Genomic DNA, 24,078 nt, shown 5'->3' on the forward strand with positions numbered 1-24,078 from the left:
GGGCGTTTGAGATTTTATTATGCTAATCAAATTATTAACTAAAGTTTTCGGTAGCCGTAACGATCGTACACTGCGCCGTATGCGCAAAGCTGTGACGCTGATTAACTCCATGGAACCTGCCATGGAGAAGCTCTCTGATGATGAGCTGAAGGCTAAAACAGAAGAGTTCCGCGCGCGTCTGGCAAAAGGCGAAAGCGTAGAAAGCCTGATCCCGGAAGCCTTTGCCGTGGTACGTGAAGCCAGTAAGCGCGTATTCGGTATGCGTCACTTTGACGTACAGCTGCTTGGCGGCATGGTGCTCAACGAGCGCTGCATCGCAGAAATGCGTACCGGTGAAGGTAAAACGCTGACCGCTACCCTCCCGGCCTACCTGAACGCACTGTCCGGTAAAGGCGTGCACGTCGTGACCGTCAACGACTACCTGGCGCAGCGTGATGCTGAAAACAACCGTCCGCTGTTTGAGTTCCTCGGTATGACCGTCGGTATCAACATGTCGGGCCTGCCTGCTCCGGCCAAGCGTGAAGCTTACGCCGCCGATATCACCTACGGCACCAACAACGAATACGGCTTCGACTATCTGCGCGATAACATGGCGTTCAGCCCGGAAGAGCGCGTACAGCGTAAGCTGCACTATGCGCTGGTGGATGAGGTTGACTCCATTCTTATCGATGAAGCGCGTACGCCGCTGATCATTTCCGGCCCGGCTGAAGACAGCTCGGAAATGTACAAGAAAGTGAACAAGATCATTCCTCACCTGGTGCGCCAGGATAAAGAGGACTCCGACACCTTTACCGGTGAAGGCCACTTCTCGGTAGACGAGAAGGCGCGTCAGGTGAACCTGACCGAACGCGGTCTGGTGCTGATTGAAGAACTGCTGGTCAACGAAGGCATTATGGATGAAGGCGAATCTCTGTATTCACCGACTAACATTATGCTGATGCACCACGTGACAGCGGCGCTGCGCGCCCACGTGCTCTTTACCCGCGACGTTGACTACATCGTAAAAGATGGCGAAGTTATTATCGTCGATGAGCACACCGGTCGTACCATGCAGGGTCGTCGCTGGTCAGACGGTCTGCACCAGGCCGTCGAAGCCAAAGAAGGCGTTGATATCCAGAACGAGAACCAGACGCTGGCGTCCATCACCTTCCAGAACTACTTCCGTCTGTACGAGAAGCTGGCGGGGATGACCGGTACTGCGGATACCGAAGCTTTCGAATTCAGCTCTATCTATAAGCTGGATACCGTCGTGGTACCGACCAACCGTCCGATGATCCGTAAGGATATGGCGGATCTGGTCTATATGACCGAAGCAGAAAAAATTCAGGCGATCATCGAAGATATCAGAGAGCGTACTGCCGCCGGCCAGCCGGTTCTGGTGGGTACGATTTCTATCGAAAAATCAGAAGTGGTTTCGCAGGAACTGACCAAAGCGGGCATCAAGCACAATGTCCTGAACGCCAAGTTCCACGCCAGCGAAGCGGATATCGTGGCTCAGGCCGGCTACCCGGCTGCGGTCACCATCGCCACCAACATGGCCGGTCGTGGTACGGATATCGTGCTGGGCGGCAGCTGGCAGGCGGAAGTCGCCGCGCTGGAAGATCCGACGCCAGAGCAGATCGCCCAGATCAAAGCCGAGTGGCAGGTGCGTCACGAAGCGGTGCTGGCCTCCGGTGGTTTACACATTATCGGTACCGAGCGTCATGAGTCTCGCCGTATCGATAACCAGCTGCGCGGCCGTTCAGGTCGTCAGGGCGATGCCGGTTCTTCTCGTTTCTATCTGTCGATGGAAGATGCCCTGATGCGCATCTTTGCCTCTGACCGCGTGTCGGGCATGATGCGTAAGCTGGGGATGAAGCCTGGCGAAGCGATTGAACACCCGTGGGTCACCAAAGCGATCGCCAACGCGCAGCGTAAGGTTGAAAGCCGCAACTTTGATATTCGTAAGCAGCTGCTGGAATATGATGACGTGGCTAACGATCAGCGTCGCGCCATCTACAGCCAGCGTAACGAACTGCTGGACGTATCTGATGTTAGCGAAACCATCAACAGCATTCGCGAAGACGTTTTCAAAACGACTATCGATGCGCACATTCCGCCGCAATCTCTGGAAGAAATGTGGGATATCGAAGGCCTGCAGGAACGCCTGAAAAACGACTTCGATCTCGAGCTGCCGCTCAAAGAGTGGTTGGACAAAGAGCCTGAACTGCATGAAGAAACTCTGCGCGAGCGTATTCTGCAGAGCGCGGTAGAAACCTATCAGCGTAAAGAAGAAGTCGTGGGTACCGAAATGATGCGTCATTTCGAAAAAGGCGTGATGCTGCAGACCCTGGACTCCCTGTGGAAAGAGCATCTGGCGGCGATGGACTACCTGCGTCAGGGTATCCATCTGCGCGGCTACGCGCAGAAAGATCCGAAGCAGGAATACAAGCGTGAATCGTTCTCGATGTTTGCGGCGATGCTTGAATCCCTGAAGTATGAAGTGATCAGCACCCTGAGCAAGGTGCAGGTGCGGATGCCGGAAGAAGTTGAAGCAATGGAGCAGCAGCGTCGCGAAGAGGCGGAGCGCCTGGCGCAGATGCAGCAGCTCAGCCATCAGGATGACGATGCCCTGGCCGCAGCCGCATTGGCTGAGGAAACCGGCGAGCGTAAGGTTGGCCGCAACGATCCTTGTCCGTGTGGTTCCGGTAAAAAATATAAGCAGTGCCATGGTCGTCTGAGCTAAGCTCAGAGAATAAAAATAAAGGCGCAGATATCTGCGCCTTTTTTATGGAATTAACGCAATGAAAATACTGCAAATCTCCGTTGGCATCATCCGTAACCCGCAGGGTGAAATCTTTATTACCCAGCGCGCCGCCGATGCGCATATGGCAAATAAGCTCGAGTTTCCCGGTGGCAAAATTGAAGCGGGAGAGTCGGCCGAGCAGGCGCTGGTACGCGAGCTACAGGAAGAGGTTGGCATTACGGTACGCGCGTCCAGCCTGTTTGATAAGCTGGAGTATCAGTTCCCTGACCGGCATATCACGCTGTGGTTCTGGCTGGTTGACGACTGGGAGGGCGAACCCTGGGGTAAAGAGGGGCAGCCGGGACGCTGGATTGCCCAGCGGGCGCTGCTGGCCGAGGAGTTTCCGCCAGCCAACGAACCGATTATCAGCAAATTAGTGCACGCCGCCCGCTGAGAAAAAGGCCCGGACAGGACGCAAGGTCATCTCCGGGATTTTCTGCCGACGCGGCGCTACTGCTGCTGTTCGCTCCAGTCATCGGTATCGGACAGGTCGCCTGCGCTGGGAATGCGTTTTTCTTCCGCAGCCCACTCACCTAAATCAATCAGCTGGCAGCGTTTTGAGCAAAATGGCCGAAACGGGCTGTGCTCATTCCAGACCACATTTTTACCGCAGGTCGGGCAGTTAACGATTGTCTCTTTTGACATCTTTCCTCCTTAACAACAGGCCAGTTCAAAATCAAAGCGCTCGGGGACGATACCGAGTTCGCTGTCCAGCGGGAGAAAGCGAATGGCAAAGCGGCTTTTATGGCCAGAAATTTGCGGATACAGCTGGCTGGCAAGATCGAGGCGTAAGCGCAGCAGATCGGCATCATCGCCGTTATCCTGATAGAAACCGTTGAGGCTGGTCTGCTTGCGAAAGGGCGCAGAGTTGCGGATCAAATCGAGGATCAGCACCAGCGCCTGGGTGAGCGGCTGCAGGCTCGCTAACCATTTGCCAACTTGCTCGTCGCGATACTCCTGAGGCATATGCAGCCAGATATGCAGCGTAGGGAGATCGAAACTGCAGCAGCCTCCCGGAATGCTCAGTCGCTGGCGAACCAGCGCAATTAAGCGATCCTCTCGCAGGAACTGACCGATGCGCGGGGCGGACATCAGCGCGCTGCCGGCGTGCTTCAGCTGTTGACGCAATTCGTCAATACGCCCGCGGTCGACGCCCGGCACTTCTGCCCAGGACTGCAGTTTACGCTGCTGCCGCTCGAGCTCTTTGAGCAGATCCGTCCGCACCTCGCCGCGTTCGAGAACGTCCAGCAGATCGCCCGTATTGCGGAAGAAGTGGAGCGCATCCGAGTAGGTGGCGATCGTCGGGTGCACGGAGAGCTGTTGAATCAAAAATTCAATACGCAGCCAGGTGCGCATTTTCTCATTGAGGGGATGTTCAAATTGAACAGGGGTATGCATTACGATTTTTCCTGTGAGGCGGCCTGCGATGCCAGCATTAGATACTTTTCGTGCAGGCGGGCGACATCCGATGCGATGGCATCCGGAGGGCCCATATTTTCAATGACATCATCCGCAGCGGCGAGGCGTTGTTCACGCGTGGCCTGGGCGGCGAGAATGCGTTCTGCGTGCTCACGGCTGACCCGATCGCGCAGTATGGTTCGCGCTATTTGCGTCTCTTTTGCAACATCGACGACCAGCACGCGGTCGGCGTTGGCGACGAGATTGTTTTCGACCAACAGGGGAACGACCCAGAGAACATAAGGAGAGGACGCCGCCTGCATTTGACGGCGGGTTTCCTGCTGAATGAGCGGGTGCAGCAGCGCGTTCAGCCAGGTTTTATCCTCGGCGTGAGCGAAGATACGTTCCCGCAGGCTGCGGCGGTTCAGCGTGCCGTCATCGTTAATCATCTGTTGGCCGAAACGAGCGGCAATTGCCAGTAGCGCAGGGGTTCCAGGCTCGACCACCTGACGGGCGATAACGTCGGCGTCAATCACGTTAACGCCGAGGTGAGAGAATGCATCGGCTACGGTGCTTTTACCGCTACCGATGCCGCCCGTTAACGCTACCGTATACCTCATATACCCCGTTCCTGAAACTGACCATATACACATTGACTTTTCAGCAGCGCCCGCGCTTCACGAGCCGTGACTCTGCGGTGGGTGTCCCGTCAGGCTGCTTCGAGCCGAAAGAGACTTTTACGACGAATACTGGATTGCTTTGTACATATAAATCAAATGGTTAAAAATAACGCTCTGGCCGTTGATTGTCGCGATCGCGCTTTCCTCAATCCACCAGGTAAATTTGTACGATTGTAGCGTAAAAAAAGTGAAAATCGCAGTCTTGCGTAGTCATGATTCGTGCGTATGATAACGTCACTGGAGTTGTGCTCTCACAATAATGCAATTAACCCCAGGAATTCGCACATGCGTATTGAAGAAGATCTGAAGCTTGGTTTTAAAGACGTTCTTATCCGCCCCAAGCGCTCTACCCTCAAAAGTCGTTCTGATGTTGAACTGGAACGTGAATTCACTTTTAAACATTCTGGCCTCTCCTGGTCCGGCGTGCCGATCATCGCCGCGAATATGGATACCGTCGGTACCTTTGGCATGGCAAAAGCGCTGGCCTCATTCGGGATCCTGACTGCCGTACATAAACACTACACCGTAGAAGAGTGGCGCAGCTTTGTGCAGACCACCTCTGCCGATGTGCTGAAGTACGTCATGGTTTCTACCGGTACGTCGGATGTTGATTTCGAAAAAACCAAACAGATCCTGACGCAGAACCCGCAGCTCGGCTTCGTTTGTATTGATGTGGCAAACGGTTATTCCGAGCATTTTGTGCAGTTCGTGGCGAAGGCGCGCGAAGCCTGGCCGCTGAAAACGATCTGTGCGGGTAACGTCGTGACCGGCGAAATGTGCGAAGAGCTGATTCTGTCCGGCGCGGATATCGTGAAGGTCGGCATTGGCCCGGGTTCCGTTTGTACTACCCGCGTGAAAACCGGCGTTGGCTACCCGCAGCTCTCTGCGGTTATCGAATGCGCCGATGCGGCCCATGGCCTTGGCGGCCAGATCGTCAGCGACGGCGGGTGCACCACGCCGGGCGACGTAGCGAAAGCCTTCGGCGGCGGCGCTGATTTCGTCATGCTGGGCGGTATGCTGGCAGGTCACGAAGAGAGCGGCGGCACCGTTGTTGAAGAGAACGGCGAGAAGTTTATGCTGTTCTACGGGATGAGCTCCGAATCCGCGATGACCCGTCACGTTGGCGGCGTTGCGCAGTACCGCGCGGCGGAAGGTAAAACCGTTAAGCTGCCCCTGCGCGGCCCGGTTGAGAACACCGCCCGCGATATTCTCGGCGGCCTGCGCTCTGCCTGCACCTATGTTGGTGCTTCCCGCCTGAAAGAGCTGACCAAACGCACGACCTTTATTCGCGTACAGGAACAAGAGAACCGCGTGTTCAACAGCCTGTAGTGCCGCTTGCTGGCGCACCTCCTGCGCCAGCCGCTATCCCCCCATTCCGCTAATGGCGTCGCCCAGATGAAAAATGGGTAAATACATCGCCACCACCAGGATACCAACGACGGCACCGGTTATCAGCAGCAGCATCGGTTCCAGCAGCGTGGCCAGGCCCTCTGCCTGGCGGTGCGTGCGCTCGCTATGATGGCGGGCCAGGTTCTCCAGCATGATATCCAGCGACCCTGAAGCCTCACCGGTGCGGATGAGCTGCAGGCAGAGCGGGGTAAATCCTTCACTGTTCGCCAGCGCCTGCCAGATGGCGGTCCCACGGGCAATCTGTGTATTAACCTGATGGATCCTCTGGCGCCAAAGCGGGCAGCTTAGCGTCTCTTCTACGCTCTCCAGACCCTGCATAAAGCTGATGCCGGCGCTCTGCGTGAGGGTTAAAACGGTAAATATCTGGCTGAGCCGCTGTCCGCCTATTAGCTTTCCGACTACCGGCAAAGCGTGAAGCAGCTTTTGTCGCCGGAGTAGCCACGAGCGGCGACGATGGGCCAGCCGGTTGAGGAGAAACGGTAATATCGCCATTAGCAGCAGCTGTGGCCAGCGGCTGCTCAGGCCTTCTCCGGCGCTTATCACCACTTTGGTCAGCAGAGGGAGCGGCGTGTTGAACGTCTGGTAAATAGCGGCAAACTCCGGCAGGACAAAGGTGAGCATACCCATTACCACCAGCAGCGCCAGCAGCAGAACGATCAGCGGATAGCGCAGCGCCTTTTTGACCTTTTCGCTCAGCTGCAGCTGTTCCTGCTGCTGGCGAGCCAGATGAAAGCAGCACAGATCCAGCTTACCGGTAAGCTCCCCGGTGCGGATCATCGCCAGATAGAGCGGAGGAAACGCCTGCGGCCATCTTTCCAGCGCGCTGGAAAGCGAGATGCCCTGCGCGAGATCCTGAGCCAGGGTTCGCAGCAGCGCCTGCCATTGCGCGCCCGTCTGCTGCTGCGCCAGCAGCTCCAGTCCCTCGGCAAGCGGCAGTCCCGCCTGCAGGAGAGTCGCCAGCTGGTGGATAATCTGGCCGCTGTAGCGCGGATGCCAAAGCGCGCTGCGTACCGTGCAGCGGCGGAGCGCGAGGGGGATAATTCGTTCATGCTGCAGCGCCTGCATCACCTCCTGGCGGGAGCTTTTCCATAGCGAGCCGTGACAGAGCGATCCTTTAGGATCAAGCCCGCGCCAGCGCCAAAGGCGTTCAGTCGCCATGGGGGAGCCCCAGCACGCGGACCATCTCTTCAAAGCAGGTCAGACCCTGCTCAATGGCCAGGCAGCCGCTTTCAAACAGCGTCGTCATTCCGGCCTCACGCGCCAGGGCCTCAATTTCCACCGCGCCCAGCCCCCGGGAAATAGCCTGCTGCAGCGCGGTGCCTATCGGGAGCACCTCAAATAGCGCCAGGCGCCCATAGTAGCCGTGATAGCAGTGCCGACAGCCCGTCGCCTGCCAGCGGGGCAGCCGACGCGGCCACAGGCTGTGCGGCACGTCGATGCCGCCTTCAGCTTCCCGGCGGCAGTGTGGGCAGAGCCTGCGCACCAGGCGCTGAGCAATGACCAGCGATAGCGCGGATGAGAGCATCCAGCAGGCGATCCCCATCTGCTGCAGGCGAATAAGCGTTTCGCTGGTCGAGTTGGTGTGCAGCGTTGAGAGCACGAGGTGTCCGGTTTGCGCCGCTTTGATAGCAATTTCTGCGGTTTCCGCATCGCGGATTTCGCCGACCATAACAACGTCCGGATCCTGACGCAGCAGCGCGCGCAGAACGCTGTTAAAAGTTAATCCGGATCGCGGGTTGATCTGCGTTTGATTCATGCCGGCGATGGGGATTTCCAGCGGGTCCTCCACGCTGCAGATATTAACCTCATCGCGGTTTCGCTTCTGCAGGGCGCTGTAGAGCGTGATGGTCTTACCGCTGCCGGTTGGGCCGGTGACCAGCAGCAGCCCCTGAGGCTGATTGAGCGCCGAGACAAAGGCGGCAAGCTGCTCTGGGGATAGGCCGAGCGCCTCCAGGTCCAGCGCCTGTTCCACCTGATGCAGCAGGCGCAGAACGATTTTCTCACCGTAGCGACAGGGCAGGGTGGCGATGCGAAATGAGACCGATTGTCCCGAAAGCGTCTGAGTAAACTGACCGTCCTGCGGCAGGCGGTGTTCGGCAATATCAAGGTTCCCGAGCACCTTAAGCCGTGCCGTTATCGGCAACGCCAGTTCGGCGGCGAGCGGCGCAAGCGGATGGAGCACCCCATCGACCCGCAGGCGTATGCGCAGGCTATTTTCGCCAGGCTCGACGTGGATATCAGATGCGCGCTGGCGCAGCGCCTGCTCGAGAATCTGATTAACCTGGTCGATGATGCCGGTCGGTGCTTCGCCGCTGGCGGCAGATGGCCCGGGCTGTGCGGACGACTGCAGGCGCTGATTCATTTTATCCTGGTTCCAGCACTCGATATCGATCCGCTTTTGCGTGGCAAAGCGCAGCGCTTCCATCAGCTCAGGCGGCGGAGAGTCTACGACCGCGATGGAGAGGGTTTGCTCATCGCTGTTAAGCAGCAGGGCATGGTAGCGCTGGCAGAGGGCGATCAATTTTTCGGCTTTCATCGCGGTGGCCTCAGTTAAAGCGGAAGACGTCTTCACACGCCTGCTTGAGCGCGCCGCCGCTGGCGATGTTGCACTCTCTTTGCCAGCCGGTAATGCCATTTGCGCTATCCCAGCCCGGCGTCATGGTGACGCGTAGCCCGTTGAGGCTCTCCTGCCCGCTAAGCGTGACGACGCCTTGAGCCACGGTCAGGGCGGAAACGTAGCGCGTGGTGGCGGGCGCGGGAATGCCGTTGCTGCCGCCGTCGCAGCTTGCGAGGCCGCCGTGCTCAAGGGCGCAGAGCTCCACCGCCGTGCGGTAGGGAATAAAGGTTTGCAGCACATCGGTAAGCGCCGCCTTGCGCAGATAGTTCTGGTAGGCGGGAATGCCGATGGCGCTGAGAATGGCGATAATGCCAATCACCACCATGAGTTCGATAAGGGTAAAGCCGCGTTGTTTGTCCATCGTTTGCTCCTTATTAACGTCGGGAGCACTGTGGCGGTCTGCGGGGAGGATGACGAGCGGTAAATGAGCGCTCAGGAAGCGGCTTCCCGGGCTTTTTCTACTTATTACAGGGTGAGAGCAAAGCGCTGAGATCGCGCTCGCAAAGCGTGCGCCCCGGCAGGCGATGCGTGCCGGGGCGGAGCGTTAACGAAAACGCATCGACAGGTCGAGCGCGCGGACGTGCTTAGTCAGGGCGCCAACGGAGATGTAATCGACACCGGTTTCGGCATATTCACGGATCGTCTCGAAGGTGACGTTGCCGGAGACTTCCAGCGCGGCCTGGCCGCTGGTGCGCTTCACCGCTTCGCGCATCAGGTCCGGGGTGAAGTTATCGAGCATGATGATATCGGCCCCGGCCTTCAGGGCTTCATCCAGCTCATCAAGGGACTCAACCTCAACTTCTACCGGCACGTCCGGATGCAGCCAGAAGGCCTTCTCGACGGCCTGGCGCACGGAGCCGGAGGCAATAATGTGGTTCTCTTTGATCAGGAAGGCATCGAACAGCCCCAGGCGGTGGTTTGCGCCGCCTCCGCACAGGACGGCGTATTTCAGCGCGGTGCGCAGGCCGGGCAGCGTTTTACGGGTATCGAGCAGCTGGGTTTTGGTACCCGCCAGCAGATCCACGTAGCGGCGCACCTCGCTGGCGACCCCGGATAGGGTCTGCACGAAGTTCAGCGCGGTGCGCTCGCCGGTCAGCAGCAGGCGGGACGGGCCCTGCAGCTCAAAAAGCGGCTGATCCGCCTTGACCGCATCGCCATCGTCAACCAGCCAGGTGACGCTGACGTCATCGCCGGCCAGCTGAATAAAGACCTCTTCCACCCAGCGCTTGCCGCAAAATACGCCGTCTTCGCGGGTAATGACCACCGCGTGCGAGCGCGCGCTTTCCGGCAATAATTGCGCGCTAATATCGTTGTTAGCGTCAACTTCGCCGCCTAAATCTTCGCGCAGGGACTGGGCTACGGCATCGGTAATATCGAGGTTAATACGTTCCAGCAGCGCGTCACGGCGGCGGTCGGGGTTGTAGCGACGAGGCGACATGATAAAGCTCCAGATAGATAAGATTCAGCAGTGGGAAACATGCTAACCTGAACGGCGTTTCTACACCATATACTCTTCATCCTTCAGGCTATTGCAGCGTTGATGTGCCTGCGCTGGAGAGGTTGAGGCGCGGCGCCTGCTCCTTTGCTAAAGGGCGGGCAGGTCGAATTAGCGGATGGCGCATTTTCCGCCGCCGGCTGCGGCGATCGGTTCCGAACGAATTTGTGTATGATAATCGGCATCCCTGGGCCATGGGCGGCCCGGGAGCATGCGTTAGTGAAAGGAGACTCCGCAATGCAGTTGAACGGAGGATGGCTGGTGGGCGCGCGTCGGGTTCCTTCGCCGCACCATGATTGCCGCCCGGATGATGAAACCCCCTCTCTGCTGGTGGTGCATAATATTAGCCTGCCGCCGGGTGAATTTGGCGGCCCGTGGATTGATGCTCTGTTCAGCGGTACGCTCGATCCCAACGCGCATCCCTATTTTGCCGGGATCGCTCAGCTGCGGGTTTCGGCGCATTGTCTGATTCGCCGCGATGGTGAAATCGTGCAGTATGTGCCTTTCGATAAGCGCGCGTGGCATGCCGGCGTATCCTGCTATCAGGGGCGCGAGCGCTGCAACGACTTCTCTATTGGTATTGAGCTGGAAGGTACGGATACGCTGGCTTATACCGAGGCGCAGTATCAGCAGCTGGCCGCGATTACGCGGCTGCTGACCGCGCTGTATCCGGCCATCGCTGAAAACATGACCGGCCATAGCGATATCGCGCCGGTGCGTAAAACGGATCCCGGCCCGGCGTTTGACTGGGCAAAATTTCGCGGTCTGCTGACCGCTTCGTCAGATAAGGAGATGCCATGACGTTGTTTTCTACGCTGCTGGTTCTCATCGCCGAACGCCTGTTTAAGCTGGGCGAGCACTGGCAGCTCGATCATCGCCTCGAGGTCCTGTTCCGTCGCGTGAAGCACTTCTCGCTTTTCGGCACGCTGCTGATGGCGGCGGTAGCGATGGTCGCGGTATACATTATTCAGCGCCTGCTGCACGGCGTGCTGTTTAACGTCCCGCTGCTGGTGTTCTGGATCCTGCTTGGCCTGCTGTGCATTGGCGCCGGCAAAGTCCGCCTGCACTATCACGCCTACCTGAAGGCCGCTTCCCGCAACGATAAGCATGCCTGCGACGCGATGGCCAGCGAGCTGACGCTTATCCACGGCGTCCCGCCGGGCTGCGACAATCGCGAATACCTCAGCGAACTGCAGAATGCGCTGCTGTGGATCAACTACCGCTACTACCTTGCGCCGCTGTTCTGGTTTGTGGTCGGCGGGCCGTGGGGCCCGATCACGCTGATTGGCTACAGCGTTCTGCGCGCATGGCAGTCGTGGCTGGCCCGCTATCAAACGCCGCACCACCGTTTACAGTCAGGAATTGACGGCATTTTGCACGTCGTGGACTGGGTGCCGGTGCGGCTGGTTGGCGTGGTTTACGCGCTGGTTGGTCACGGGGAGAAGGCGCTACCCGCCTGGTTCGCCTCGCTGGGCGATCGCCATTCGTCGCAGTATCAGGTGCTAACGCGTCTGGCGCAGTTCTCGCTTGCCCGCGAGCCGCATGTCGACAAGGTCGAGACGCCAAAGGCCGCCGTCTCAATGGCCAAGAAAACGTCGCTGGTGGTGGTGGTGATTATGGCCCTGCTGACGATTTACGGCACGCTGATTTAAGCGCCCGCCCGGCGGCGGGCGCGACGCTTAGTCTGTATCCGCAGGCGGGATGCCAAAATCAGGCATCCCGTTTTCTTGCCAGACGATCCGCTTCAGCCGCGTATGGCGATTAGGGTCGTACAGCGGGTCGCCTTCAATTTCGGTGTAGTTTCGCGCGTGATACACCAGCACGTCTTCCCCTTCCTCCGTTTGCGTAAAGGCGTTGTGCCCGGGACCATACTGGCGGTTCGCATCGCTGGTGCAAAACACCGGCTGCGGTGATTTATGCCAGTTCTCCGGCCGCAGCGGGTCGGCCTGACGGTCGATCCACAGCAGCCCCATGCAGTAGTTCTCATCCGTGGCGCTGGCGGAATAGCTCACGAACAGCTTGTCCTCATGAAACAGCGCCGCCGGGCCCTCGTTCACCAGAAAGCCGCGGCACTCCCAGTCAAACTCCGGCTTACTCAGCATCACGGGATCGCCTTTCAGCGTCCATGGGTTTTCCAGCTCTGCCAGATACAGATTCGAGTTGCCGTCGATATGCGGGGCCTTTTGCGCCCAGAGATACCACTGCTTTCCCTGATGACGGAAGGTGGTGGCATCCAGTGCAAAAGTGTCAAAGGGGGTTTTCACCCGGCCTTTTTCTCTCCACCTGCCGGTCAGCGGATCGCCGTCATCGCATTCAAGCACGAACATGCGGTGCTGGAACATGCCCAGCGCGTCGAGATCGTGGGTGTGGGTCGCCGCGAAGTAGATGTACCATTTCCCGTCAATTTCATGCAGTTCCGGTGCCCAAATCAGCTGGCTCATCGGGCCGCTTTCCGGCTTGCGCCAGACGACCACCGGCGGCGCCTCGCGCAGGCCCTCCAGCGTGGCGGCGCGGCGGATCTCCAGCCGGTCATACTCCGGGACCGAAGCAATAAAATAGTAGTGCTGCCGATGGCGCAGAATAAACGGGTCCGCGCGCTGTTCAATAAACGGATTCGGCCAGTTGTTCATCAGGCTTTCCTTATCTGTTCGCTGGTTTTGAGGTCCTGAAGTTCGTTCAGCTCGCCGTAGTTGACGCGGCGCTTCTCGAGGTCGGCCTGGATTTGGCTCATAAACTCGCGATTCACTTTTAGCATCCTCACCACCCCTGCGGTCAGCAGATAGCCAATGCCCGGAATAATGCTGAACAGCAGGATAATGCCGTTTACGGCGGAGGCGCTTTGCTCTTTGGCACCGGAATCATAGCCGTACCAGGAGAGCAGGAAGCCGACCATCGCCCCGGCTACCGCCAGCCCAACCTTCAGGAAGAAGAGGTTGCCGGAGAAGCTAATGCCGGTGATGCGTTTGCCGGTTTTCCACTCGCCGTAGTCATCAACGTCGGCCATCAGCGACCAGTGCAGCGGCGATGGGATCTGATGGAGGATGTTAAGCAGGAAGTAGAGCACCATAATCATCGTGGTGGCGTGCGGGTCGAAGAAGTAGAAGGCGCAGGAGAAGATAGCCAGCACGATGTTGGTCCAGAAAAATACCTGCAGCTTGCACCAGCGGTCGGTCAGCACCTTGGCCAGCATACTGCCGATCATCATCCCGACGACGCCGAGGCTAATAAACAGGGTCGCGAAGTGGGTGCTTTGCTGCATCACCCAGGTGACGTAATACATGGTGGCGGCCATACGGATAAAGCCCGGACAGACGTTGCACAGCGTCAGCAGCAGAATGCGCACCCACTGGTCATTTTTCCAGACGTCTTTGAAATCCTTCTTCAGTTCGTCATTGGTTTGTACCGCCGGACGCACGCGCTCACGTACCGTGGCGAAACAGAATAAAAACATGCACATGCCGATAAGCGCCAGCACGGTCATCGCCATCTGGTAGCCTTTGGCTTTATCGGCGCCGCCGAACCAGTCCGCCATCGGCAGGAGCGTTAACGACAGCAGTAGCGTGGCAATCCCGACCATCACAAAGCGGTAGGACTGGCAGGCAACGCGCTCCCTGGGGTCATTAGTAATGACGCTGCCCAGCGAGCAGTAGGGAATATTGATGGCGGTATAGGTCAGCGAGAGCAGGAAGTAGGTGACGAAGGCATAGATAACCTTGCTGTTATACGTCCACTCGGGCGTGGTGAACATCAGGACGCTAAACAGGGCGTAGGGGAAGGCTATCCACAGCAGCCACGGGCGAAAGCGGCCATATTTGCTGCGGGTGCGGTCGGCCATCGCGCCCATGATGGGGTCGGTCACGGCGTCAATAACGCGCACCGAGAGCAGCAATACGCCGACCAGCGCCGGAGCAAGACCGAATATATCGGTATAAAAATAGTTAACAAACAGCATGATGGCGCCGAAAATGATGTTACATCCGGCATCGCCCATCCCATAGCCAATCTTTTCTTTAACTGAAAGCTTATTGTCTGCCATCTGGAGATCCTCCCCGTTGCGGTATGGAAGGATTATTTGCTGATATGTTGTTAAATGCGTTGCAGTATCAGGTTAACGATATGGACAAAACGACTGATGCAGGGGAAGTGTGAGGTGGGTAACAGTGCTCTGTGCCCGCAACGATGCGGCGGGCACAGAGTTTGGAGATGTATTAATGTGCTTTTACGGCGCTGGCATTTCTCTGTTTGAGCAGGTAGCCGACGCCGAGAACGGCAATCCACACCGGGATCAGGTAGACGGAAATCGCCATGCCCGGGGTGATCAGCATGATGACCAGCACTGCGGCCATGAACAGCAGGCAGATCCAGTTACCGACCGGGTAGAACAGGGCCGGGAAGCGGGAAACCGCACCCTGCTGCTGCTTTGCCCGACGGAACTTAATGTGCGCCAGGCTGATCATCGCCCAGTTAATCACCAGGGCAGAGACAACCAGCGCCATCAGCAGACCAAACGCTGATTCAGGGGCGAGGTAGTTAATCAGCACGCACAGCGCGGTTACCACGGCGGAAACCAGGATGGTATTCACCGGTACGCCGCGCTTGTCGACGTTCATCAGCGCTTTCGGCGCGTTGCCCTGCTGGGCAAGGCCAAACAGCATCCGGCTGTTGCAGTAGACGCAGCTGTTATAGACCGACAGCGCGGCGGTCAGTACCACCACGTTCAGCGCGTTGGCAACGAAGGTATCCCCCAGCTCGTGGAAAATCAGCACAAACGGGCTGGTGTCTGCGGTCACGCGGGTCCACGGCAGCAGAGAGAGCAGTACCGCCAGCGAGCCCACGTAGAAAATCAGAATACGGTAGATAACCTGATTGGTGGCTTTGGGAATGCTCTGCTCCGGGTTATCCGCTTCCGCCGCGGTGATCCCGACCAGCTCCAGGCCGCCAAACGAGAACATGATGATGGCCATCATCATCACCAGCCCGGTGAAGCCGTGCGGCAGGAAGCCGCCCTGATCCCACAGGTTACGCACGGTTGCCTGCGGGCCGCCGTTGCCGCTGAACAGCAGCCAGCCGCCGAACAGAATCATCGCCACAACGGCAACGACTTTAATAATGGCGAACCAGAACTCCATCTCGCCGAAGACCTTCACGTTGGTGAGGTTGATGGCGTTAATGGCAACGAAGAAGATAGCTGCCGAAACCCAGGTTGGGATCTCGGGCCACCAGAACTGGACGTATTTTCCGACCGCGGTCAGTTCCGCCATGGCGACCAGAACGTACAGCACCCAGTAGTTCCAGCCGGAGGCAAAGCCGGCAAAACCGCCCCAGTACTTGTAGGCGAAATGACTGAATGAGCCTGCCACCGGCTCTTCCACAACCATCTCACCGAGCTGGCGCATAATCAGAAAAGCAATAAAACCGGCGATGGCATAGCCAAGGATAATACCGGGACCTGCTGACTGGATAACGGACGCGCTGCCCAGAAACAGGCCGGTACCGATAGCGCCGCCCAGAGCAATAAGCTGTATATGGCGGTTTTTCAGGCCGCGCTTTAGCCGATCGCCTTGCTGTTGACCTTCCATCATGAAACCTCGTGTGTGGTTATTTTGCGTTTACGCTTCATCCTTCAGGCTGTTGCTTTAGTGTCGGTCCCTGCCAGATAGCATAGCTATCCCTATTGCTGAGAGTTGATGACCAGCCCTGTTATGCGTGATTTAGCGTCGACATTATTGTGTTGTGTAATTATGAAATTCCGTTTCTGTATTAATTTCTTTACGCAAGGCGAAATATAAAATCACTAAAAGGCCTTTTGTATCATGGAGAATAGTGATAAGTGCGGGCGAATGCACCTGCTTTATGAAGGGATGATGACGAAGCGAACAAAAAGAAACCATTTGTAAATAGGGCTGCGATGGGCGCTTTTAACCCTTAATGACTAACCACGCAATAAAACTGAATATAAAGACGCATTTTGGCCTGTTGAATCGGTTCAGATAGCCTGTTTTACGTTTCATAAAAGTTAACGCTACCTCCAACGGGGTAAAGACATCATTTGTGAGAAGTTACAATTCTGAAATGTTATTTCTGTAAGGTTGTTAAAATATGCCGGGTTTACTGATTTCAATCAAAACCTGTATGGACAGAAGGTGAATACTTTGTTACTTTACCGCTACGAACTGCGAATTGGTAAGACCAATTGACTCCGGGCTAATGGCAGAGACAGGGAATATGGCCTACAGCAAAATCCGCCAACCAAAACTATCTGATGTGATCGAGCAGCAGCTAGAGTTTTTAATCCTTGAGGGGACGTTGCGCCCCGGTGAAAAACTCCCGCCTGAACGCGAACTGGCTAAACAGTTCGACGTTTCCCGTCCCTCGCTGCGTGAGGCGATTCAACGCCTCGAAGCCAAGGGCCTGTTGCTTCGTCGCCAGGGCGGTGGAACTTTTGTACAGAGCAGCCTGTGGCAGAGCTTCAGCGACCCGCTGGTAGAGCTCCTGTCCGATCACCCTGAATCCCAATTCGATCTGCTGGAAACCCGTCACGCGCTTGAAGGCATCGCGGCTTATTACGCGGCGCTGCGCAGCAATGATGCTGACCGCGAACGTATTCGCGAGCTGCATCAGGCTATTGAACGGGCTCAGCAGTCCGGCGATCTGGATGCCGAATCCGATGCCGTCGTCCAGTATCAAATTGCGGTCACCGAAGCAGCGCATAATGTTGTGCTTCTGCATCTGCTACGCTGCATGGAGCCGATGCTGGAGCAAAACGTTCGCCAGAACTTTGAATTGTTGTACGCCCGTCGGGAAATGCTCCCGCAGGTCAGCAATCATCGCACGCGTATTTTCGAGGCGATAATCGCCGGGGAGCCGGAGCAGGCGCGTGAAGCGTCGCACCGACACCTGGCGTTCATTGAAGAAATTTTGCTGGATCGTAGCCGTGAGGAGAGTCGTCGAGAACGCTCACTGCGTCGTTTACAGCAACGGAAAGATGAGAACTCCGGTTCTTAAGCGCCATTTTTTAGAGCGCGGCAACTAAACGCAGAACCTGTCTTATTGTGCTTTTGGTTGTTCAAATAGTTCGGGTTATATCGCGGCGGCAAGCGCGCGAATCCCCGGGAGCATAGCTAACTATGTGACCGGGGTGAGGAAGCGCAGCCAACAAAGAGATAACCTGAAATATGAAGAACAAAGAGTGCAATGGGACAGGTTCCAGATTAATCAACGATTAGATAGATAAGGAATACCCCCCATGTCAGAACGTTTACCAAATGACGTGGATCCGATCGAAACTCGCGACTGGCTACAGGCGATCGAATCGGTCATCCGTGAAGAAGGTGTTGAGCGCGCTCAGTATCTGATTGACCAACTCCTTTCTGAAGCCCGCAAAGGCGGGGTGAAGGTTGCTGCTGGCACATCTACTGGCAGTTACGTCAACACTATTGCCGTTGAAGATGAACCGGAATACCCGGGGAATCTCGATCTGGAACGTCGAATTCGTTCTGCGATTCGCTGGAACGCCATCATGACCGTTCTGCGCGCATCGAAAAAGGATCTTGAGCTGGGCGGCCACATGGCTTCCTTCCAGTCCTCCGCGACCTTCTATGAAGTGTGCTTTAACCACTTCTTCCGTGCGCGCAACGAGCAGGATGGCGGCGACCTGGTTTACTTCCAGGGCCACATCTCTCCGGGCGTCTACGCACGTGCGTTCCTCGAAGGTCGTCTGACTGAAGAGCAGATGAACAACTTCCGTCAGGAAGTACATGGCAAAGGCCTCTCTTCCTACCCGCACCCGAAACTGATGCCGACCTTCTGGCAGTTCCCGACCGTCTCCATGGGTCTGGGCCCAATCGGTGCAATCTACCAGGCTAAATTCCTGAAATATCTGGAACACCGTGGCCTGAAAGATACTTCCAAACAAACCGTTTACGCCTTCCTGGGCGACGGCGAGATGGATGAGCCGGAATCTAAAGGCGCTATCACCATCGCGACCCGTGAAAAACTGGATAACCTGGTCTTCGTCATCAACTGCAACCTGCAGCGTCTGGACGGCCCGGTCACCGGTAACGGCAAAATCATTAACGAACTGGAAGGCATCTTTGCCGGTGCTGGCTGGAACGTTATCAAGGTTATCTGGGGCGGTCGCTGGGATGAGCTGCTGCGTAAAGACACCAGCGGTAAGCTGATTCAGCTGATGAACGAAACCGTTGATGGCGACTACCAGACCTTCAAATCCAAAGACGGTGCCTACGTACGCGAGCACTTCTTCGGTAAATATCCGGAAACCGCAGCGCTGGTTGCCGACTGGACTGACGAGCAGATCTGGGCTCTGAACCGCGGTGGTCACGATCCGAAGAAAGTCTTCGCTGCACTGAAAAAAGCGCAGGAAACCACCGGCAAAGCTACCGTCATCCTGGCCCATACCATCAAAGGTTACGGCATGGGTGATACCGCTGAAGGTAAAAACATCGCTCACCAGGTTAAGAAAATGAACATGGACGGCGTACGCTACGTCCGCGATCGTTTCAACGTGCCGGTTGCCGATGCTGATATCGAAAAACTGCCGTACGTGACCTTCCCGGAAGGTTCCGAAGAGCATACCTATCTGCACGCCCAGCGTGAGAAACTCCACGGCTACCTGCCGACCCGTCAGCCTAACTTCGATGAGAAGCTGGAGCTGCCGACCCTGGGAGATTTCGGTCCGCTGCTGGAAGAGCAGAACAAAGAGATTTCTACCACCATCGCCTTCGTTCGTGCCCTGAACGTGATGTTGAAGAACAAGTCCATTAAAGACCGCCTGGTGCCGATCATCGCCGATGAAGCGCGTACCTTTGGTATGGAAGGCCTGTTCCGTCAGATTGGTATCTACAGCCCGAACGGTCAGCAGTACACCCCGCAGGACCGTGAGCAGGTTGCTTACTATAAAGAAGACGAGAAAGGTCAGATCCTGCAGGAAGGTATCAACGAACTGGGTGCCGGCGCATCCTGGCTGGCTGCTGCGACCTCTTACAGCACCAACAACCTGCCGATGATCCCGTTCTACATCTACTACTCCATGTTCGGGTTCCAGCGTATCGGTGACCTGTGCTGGCAGGCAGGCGATCAGCAGGCTCGCGGCTTCCTGGTCGGTGGTACTTCCGGTCGTACGACGCTGAACGGCGAAGGTCTGCAGCACGAAGATGGTCACAGCCATATTCAGTCTCTGACTATCCCGAACTGTATCTCTTACGATCCGTCTTACGCGTACGAAGTTGCCGTCATCATGCACGATGGCCTGGAGCGTATGTACGGTGAGAAACAAGAGAACGTTTACTACTACATCACCACGCTGAACGAAAACTACCACATGCCGGCAATGCCGGAAGGTGCTGAGGAAGGTATCCGTAAAGGTATCTACAAACTCGACACCCTCGAAGGTAGCAAAGGTAAAGTTCAGCTGCTGGGCTCCGGTTCTATCCTGCGTCACGTGCGTGAAGCAGCAGAGATTCTGGCGAAAGACTACGGCGTCGGTTCTGACGTCTACAGCGTAACTTCCTTCACCGAGCTGGCGCGCGATGGCCAGGACTGTGAGCGTTGGAACATGCTGCACCCGCTGGAAACCCCGCGTGTACCGTACATCGCTCAGGTGATGAACGACGCACCGGCCGTAGCGTCTACTGACTATATGAAACTGTTCGCCGAGCAGGTTCGTACCTATGTACCGGCTGATGATTACCGCGTACTGGGTACCGACGGCTTCGGTCGCTCTGACAGCCGTGAAAACCTGCGTCACCACTTCGAAGTCGATGCTTCCTACGTGGTTGTTGCGGCGCTGGGCGAACTGGCTAAACGTGGTGAAATCGATAAGAAAGTTGTGGCAGAAGCAATCGCCAAATTTAACATCGATGCAGATAAAGTTAACCCGCGTCTGGCGTAAGAGGTAAGAGAATAATGGCTATCGAAATCAACGTACCGGATATCGGGGCAGATGAAGTTGAAATCACCGAAATCCTGGTCAAAGTTGGCGACAAAGTTGAAGCTGAACAGTCGCTGATCACCGTAGAGGGTGACAAAGCCTCTATGGAAGTCCCGTCTCCGCAGGCTGGCGTCGTTAAAGAGATTAAAGTCTCCGTTGGCGACAAAACCGAGACCGGTAAACTTATCATGATTTTCGATTCCGCCGATGGTGCAGCAGCCGCTGCACCTGCGCAGGAAGAGAAAGCAGCAGCGCCAGCTCCGGCCGCTGCACCGGCTGCGGCCGCGGCGAAAGACGTACACGTGCCTGACATCGGCGGCGACGAAGTAGAAGTCACCGAGATCATGGTTAAAGTGGGCGACACCGTTACGGCTGAACAGTCTCTGATTACCGTTGAAGGCGACAAAGCGTCAATGGAAGTCCCGGCACCGTTCGCGGGTACCGTGAAAGAGATCAAAATCAGCGCTGGCGACAAAGTCTCCACCGGCTCGCTGATCATGGTCTTCGAAGTGGCGGGTGCAGCACCTGCCGCAGCGGCAGCAGCACCGGCACAGGCGGCCGCTCCGGCGGCAGCGGCACCGGCTGGCGCGAAAGACGTTAACGTACCGGATATCGGCGGTGACGAAGTTGAAGTGACCGAAGTGATGGTGAAAGTGGGCGACAAAGTTGCCGCTGAACAGTCACTGATCACCGTAGAGGGCGACAAAGCCTCTATGGAAGTTCCGGCTCCGTTCGCGGGTACCGTGAAAGAGATCAAAATCAGCACCGGCGACAAAGTCTCTACCGGCTCGCTGATTATGGTCTTCGAAGTTGAAGGCGCGGCGCCTGCTGCGGCTCCGGCGGCAGCTGCTCCGGCACCTGCAGCGGCTGCACCGGCTCCGGCTGCGAAAGCGGCGGCCCCTGCGGCGAAAGCTGAAGGTAAATCCGAGTTCGCTGAGAACGACGCTTACGTCCACGCGACTCCGCTGATCCGCCGCCTGGCGCGCGAATTTGGCGTGAACCTGGCGAAAGTGAAAGGCTCCGGTCGTAAAGGCCGCATCCTTCGCGAAGACGTTCAGGCCTACGTGAAAGATGCCGTTAAGCGCGCTGAGTCTGCGCCTGCTGCCGCTACCGGCGGCGGTATCCCGGGCATGCTGCCGTGGCCGAAAGTGGACTTCAGCAAGTTTGGTGAAGTTGAAGAAGTTGAGCTGGGTCGTATCCAGAAAATCTCTGGTGCTAACCTGAGCCGTAACTGGGTGATGATCCCGCACGTTACGCACTTCGACAAAACCGACATCACTGACCTGGAAGCGTTCCGTAAGCAGCAGAACGCGGAAGCTGAGAAGCGTAAGCTGGACGTGAAATTCACCCCGGTGGTCTTCATCATGAAAGCGGTTGCCGCTGCGCTTGAGCAGATGCCTCGCTTCAACAGCTCCCTGTCCGAAGATGCGCAGCGTCTGACGCTGAAAAAGTACATCAACATCGGTGTAGCGGTTGATACGCCTAATGGTCTGGTTGTTCCGGTCTTCAAGGACGTGAACAAGAAGAGCATTACCGAGCTGTCCCGTGAACTGACGGTGATCTCTAAGAAAGCGCGTGACGGTAAGCTGACAGCTGGCGAAATGCAGGGCGGTTGCTTTACCATCTCCAGCATCGGCGGCCTGGGTACCACCCACTTCGCGCCGATTGTTAACGCGCCGGAAGTGGCTATCCTCGGTGTGTCCAAATCCGCGATGGAACCGGTATGGAATGGTAAAGAGTTCGTTCCGCGTCTGATGATGCCGATCTCTCTGTCCTTCGACCACCGCGTGATCGACGGTGCTGATGGTGCTCGCTTTATTACCATCATCAACAACACCCTGAGCGATATTCGCCGCCTGGTGATGTAAGCGAAAAGCCGGCCTGACGGCCGGCTTTTTTCTGGTAATCTCTCGTGCGTTTTGGGGTTATCAGCAATAAAGGACAAAATCGTTTGCCGTTTGTTGTTTCAAAATTGTTAACAATTTTGTAAAATGCAGGCGGATAGAACGTCCCGGTGGATATAAGGGTATTAATATACATACCCTATGGATTTCTGGATGCAGCAAGGCAGCAAGCGCCAGAATCCCCAGGAGCTTACTCAAGTAAGTGGCTGGGGTGAAGGCGTGAAGCTAACGCAGTTGCGGCCTGAAAGACGACGGGTATGACCGCCGGATACTAACTACAGAGGTCATGATGAGTACTGAAATCAAAACTCAGGTCGTGGTACTTGGGGCTGGTCCCGCAGGTTATTCTGCTGCCTTCCGTTGCGCTGACTTAGGTCTGGAAACCGTCATCGTCGAACGTTACAGCACCCTGGGCGGTGTTTGTCTGAACGTCGGCTGTATCCCTTCTAAAGCGCTGCTGCACGTAGCTAAAGTTATCGAAGAAGCGAAAGCGCTGGCCGATCACGGTATTGTTTTCGGTGAGCCGAAAACCGATATCGACAAAATTCGTACCTGGAAAGAGAAAGTTATCACCCAACTGACCGGCGGTCTGGCCGGTATGGCCAAAGGCCGTAAAGTGAAAGTGGTAAACGGTCTGGGTAAATTTACCGGGGCTAACACCCTGGAAGTTGAAGGCGAAAACGGCAAAACCGTGATCAACTTCGACAACGCAATCATCGCGGCGGGTTCCCGTCCGATCGAACTGCCGTTCATTCCGCATGAAGATCCGCGCGTGTGGGACTCCACCGACGCCCTCGAACTGAAATCCGTACCTAAGCGCCTGCTGGTTATGGGTGGCGGTATCATCGGTCTGGAAATGGGTACCGTTTACCATGCGCTGGGTTCAGAGATTGACGTGGTTGAAATGTTCGACCAGGTTATCCCGGCCGCCGATAAAGACGTGGTGAAAGTCTTCACTAAACGCATCAGCAAGAAGTTCAACCTGATGCTGGAAACAAAAGTGACCGCCGTTGAAGCAAAAGAAGACGGCATCTACGTTTCCATGGAAGGCAAAAAAGCCCCGGCTGAAGCGCAGCGTTACGACGCCGTGCTGGTGGCTATCGGCCGCGTGCCGAACGGTAAAAACCTCGATGCGGGCAAAGCCGGCGTTGAAGTTGACGAACGCGGCTTCATCCGCGTTGATAAGCAGCTGCGTACCAACGTACCGCACATCTTCGCTATCGGCGATATCGTGGGTCAGCCGATGCTGGCGCACAAAGGCGTTCACGAAGGTCACGTTGCCGCAGAAGTTATTTCTGGCCTGAAGCACTACTTCGACCCGAAAGTGATCCCGTCAATCGCCTATACCGAACCGGAAGTTGCCTGGGTTGGTCTGACCGAGAAAGAAGCGAAAGAGAAAGGCATCAGCTACGAAACTGCCACCTTCCCGTGGGCAGCATCCGGCCGTGCGATCGCTTCCGATTGTGCAGACGGTATGACCAAACTGATCTTCGACAAAGAGACCCACCGTGTTATCGGCGGCGCGATTGTCGGTACTAACGGCGGCGAGCTGCTGGGTGAGATCGGTCTGGCTATCGAAATGGGCTGTGACGCAGAAGACATCGCTCTGACCATCCACGCGCACCCGACTCTGCACGAGTCCGTTGGCCTGGCGGCAGAAGTCTTCGAAGGTAGCATCACCGACCTGCCGAACGCGAAAGCGAAGAAAAAGTAACTTTTTCTTTCCGGCAAAAAGCATAAGCGGCTCTGTGAGCCGCTTTTTTTATGCCTGATGTTTAGATCTGTGTCTGCGTTAATAACCCGCCATATCTTATCAACACTTTGAAATTAGTTACTCACT

At 56.6% G+C, this 24,078-nt stretch carries 19 protein-coding genes; 9 read left to right on the forward strand and 10 right to left on the reverse strand.

The window, feature by feature from the left end:
- Positions 1–19 precede the first annotated feature (19 nt).
- Both secA and mutT read left to right on the forward strand, forming a co-directional pair.
- A complete protein-coding gene (gene secA, locus RTE01_RS08765) occupies positions 20–2,725 on the forward strand; it encodes a preprotein translocase subunit SecA (RefSeq protein WP_076946388.1) in 2,706 nt (901 codons plus the stop codon).
- 58 nt (positions 2,726–2,783) lie between these two features.
- Positions 2,784–3,179: an 8-oxo-dGTP diphosphatase MutT gene (gene mutT / locus RTE01_RS08770; RefSeq protein WP_076946387.1), complete on the forward strand. Its 396-nt coding sequence runs from the start codon at positions 2,784–2,786 to the stop codon at positions 3,177–3,179.
- A 56-nt stretch (positions 3,180–3,235) separates the two neighbouring features.
- On the opposite strand, the gene yacG is transcribed toward mutT, so the two are convergent.
- The 3 genes from yacG to coaE are packed head-to-tail and all read right to left on the reverse strand — an operon-like array spanning position 3,236 to position 4,803.
- A complete protein-coding gene (gene yacG / locus RTE01_RS08775; RefSeq protein ID WP_041144058.1) occupies positions 3,236–3,430 on the reverse strand; it encodes a DNA gyrase inhibitor YacG in 195 nt (64 codons plus the stop codon).
- A gap of 9 nt (positions 3,431–3,439) precedes the next feature.
- Positions 3,440–4,183: a cell division protein ZapD gene (zapD, locus tag RTE01_RS08780; protein WP_134525247.1), complete on the reverse strand. Its 744-nt coding sequence runs from the start codon at positions 4,181–4,183 to the stop codon at positions 3,440–3,442.
- Entirely contained in the window at positions 4,183–4,803 is a 621-nt protein-coding gene (gene coaE, locus RTE01_RS08785; protein ID WP_041144060.1) for a dephospho-CoA kinase, read from the reverse strand. The genes zapD and coaE overlap by 1 nt, the downstream gene beginning before the upstream one ends.
- Before the next feature lie 345 nt (positions 4,804–5,148).
- On the opposite strand from coaE, the gene RTE01_RS08790 reads away from it, so the two are divergent.
- Complete coding sequence (locus RTE01_RS08790) at positions 5,149–6,192, forward strand: GMP reductase (protein ID WP_076946385.1); 1,044 nt, start codon at positions 5,149–5,151, stop codon at positions 6,190–6,192.
- A 33-nt stretch (positions 6,193–6,225) separates the two neighbouring features.
- Here RTE01_RS08790 and hofC read toward each other — a convergent pair whose 3' ends face one another.
- The 4 genes from hofC to nadC form a co-directional block, all read right to left on the reverse strand.
- Complete coding sequence (gene hofC / locus RTE01_RS08795; RefSeq protein ID WP_115193561.1) at positions 6,226–7,431, reverse strand: protein transport protein HofC; 1,206 nt, start codon at positions 7,429–7,431, stop codon at positions 6,226–6,228.
- On the reverse strand, positions 7,421–8,809 hold the full coding sequence (gene gspE, locus RTE01_RS08800; RefSeq protein ID WP_134525249.1) for a type II secretion system protein GspE: 1,389 nt from the start codon (positions 8,807–8,809) through the stop codon (positions 7,421–7,423). Before gspE ends, hofC begins: the two co-directional genes overlap by 11 nt.
- A 10-nt stretch (positions 8,810–8,819) precedes the next feature.
- Entirely contained in the window at positions 8,820–9,251 is a 432-nt protein-coding gene (gene ppdD / locus RTE01_RS08805; RefSeq protein ID WP_134525250.1) for a prepilin peptidase-dependent pilin, read from the reverse strand.
- A 183-nt stretch (positions 9,252–9,434) separates the two neighbouring features.
- Entirely contained in the window at positions 9,435–10,328 is an 894-nt protein-coding gene (nadC, locus tag RTE01_RS08810; protein ID WP_045859870.1) for a carboxylating nicotinate-nucleotide diphosphorylase, read from the reverse strand.
- Between the two features lie 294 nt (positions 10,329–10,622).
- Here nadC and ampD point away from each other — a divergent pair, with 294 nt between their 5' ends.
- Positions 10,623–11,186 (forward strand): 1,6-anhydro-N-acetylmuramyl-L-alanine amidase AmpD, encoded by a 564-nt coding sequence (ampD, locus tag RTE01_RS08815; protein WP_041144066.1) that lies wholly within the window; start codon positions 10,623–10,625, stop codon positions 11,184–11,186.
- Complete coding sequence (gene ampE / locus RTE01_RS08820; protein WP_041144067.1) at positions 11,183–12,037, forward strand: beta-lactamase regulator AmpE; 855 nt, start codon at positions 11,183–11,185, stop codon at positions 12,035–12,037. Before ampD ends, ampE begins: the two co-directional genes overlap by 4 nt.
- 27 nt (positions 12,038–12,064) lie before the next feature.
- Here ampE and RTE01_RS08825 read toward each other — a convergent pair whose 3' ends face one another.
- The 3 genes from RTE01_RS08825 to aroP form a co-directional block, all read right to left on the reverse strand.
- Positions 12,065–13,015: a glycoside hydrolase family 43 protein gene (locus RTE01_RS08825; protein ID WP_115193559.1), complete on the reverse strand. Its 951-nt coding sequence runs from the start codon at positions 13,013–13,015 to the stop codon at positions 12,065–12,067.
- Positions 13,015–14,421: a glycoside-pentoside-hexuronide (GPH):cation symporter gene (locus tag RTE01_RS08830; RefSeq protein WP_041144069.1), complete on the reverse strand. Its 1,407-nt coding sequence runs from the start codon at positions 14,419–14,421 to the stop codon at positions 13,015–13,017. Before RTE01_RS08830 ends, RTE01_RS08825 begins: the two co-directional genes overlap by 1 nt.
- Before the next feature lie 172 nt (positions 14,422–14,593).
- Positions 14,594–15,967: an aromatic amino acid transporter AroP gene (aroP, locus tag RTE01_RS08835; protein ID WP_123552731.1), complete on the reverse strand. Its 1,374-nt coding sequence runs from the start codon at positions 15,965–15,967 to the stop codon at positions 14,594–14,596.
- 643 nt (positions 15,968–16,610) lie between these two features.
- On the opposite strand from aroP, the gene pdhR reads away from it, so the two are divergent.
- The 4 genes from pdhR to lpdA all read left to right on the forward strand — a co-directional run bounded on the left by pdhR (position 16,611) and on the right by lpdA (position 23,952).
- Positions 16,611–17,390: a pyruvate dehydrogenase complex transcriptional repressor PdhR gene (gene pdhR / locus RTE01_RS08840; protein ID WP_041144071.1), complete on the forward strand. Its 780-nt coding sequence runs from the start codon at positions 16,611–16,613 to the stop codon at positions 17,388–17,390.
- A gap of 241 nt (positions 17,391–17,631) precedes the next feature.
- Positions 17,632–20,295, forward strand: a complete 2,664-nt coding sequence (gene aceE / locus RTE01_RS08845) for a pyruvate dehydrogenase (acetyl-transferring), homodimeric type (RefSeq protein WP_041144072.1) — start codon at positions 17,632–17,634, stop codon at positions 20,293–20,295.
- Between the two features lie 14 nt (positions 20,296–20,309).
- Positions 20,310–22,202 (forward strand): pyruvate dehydrogenase complex dihydrolipoyllysine-residue acetyltransferase, encoded by a 1,893-nt coding sequence (aceF, locus tag RTE01_RS08850; RefSeq protein WP_045859856.1) that lies wholly within the window; start codon positions 20,310–20,312, stop codon positions 22,200–22,202.
- A 325-nt stretch (positions 22,203–22,527) separates the two neighbouring features.
- Positions 22,528–23,952, forward strand: a complete 1,425-nt coding sequence (lpdA, locus tag RTE01_RS08855) for a dihydrolipoyl dehydrogenase (protein ID WP_041147519.1) — start codon at positions 22,528–22,530, stop codon at positions 23,950–23,952.
- Positions 23,953–24,078: the final 126 nt, after the last annotated feature.

The organism is Klebsiella terrigena, from assembly GCF_006539725.1.
GTDB classification, from domain to species: Bacteria; Pseudomonadota; Gammaproteobacteria; order Enterobacterales; family Enterobacteriaceae; genus Klebsiella; species Klebsiella terrigena.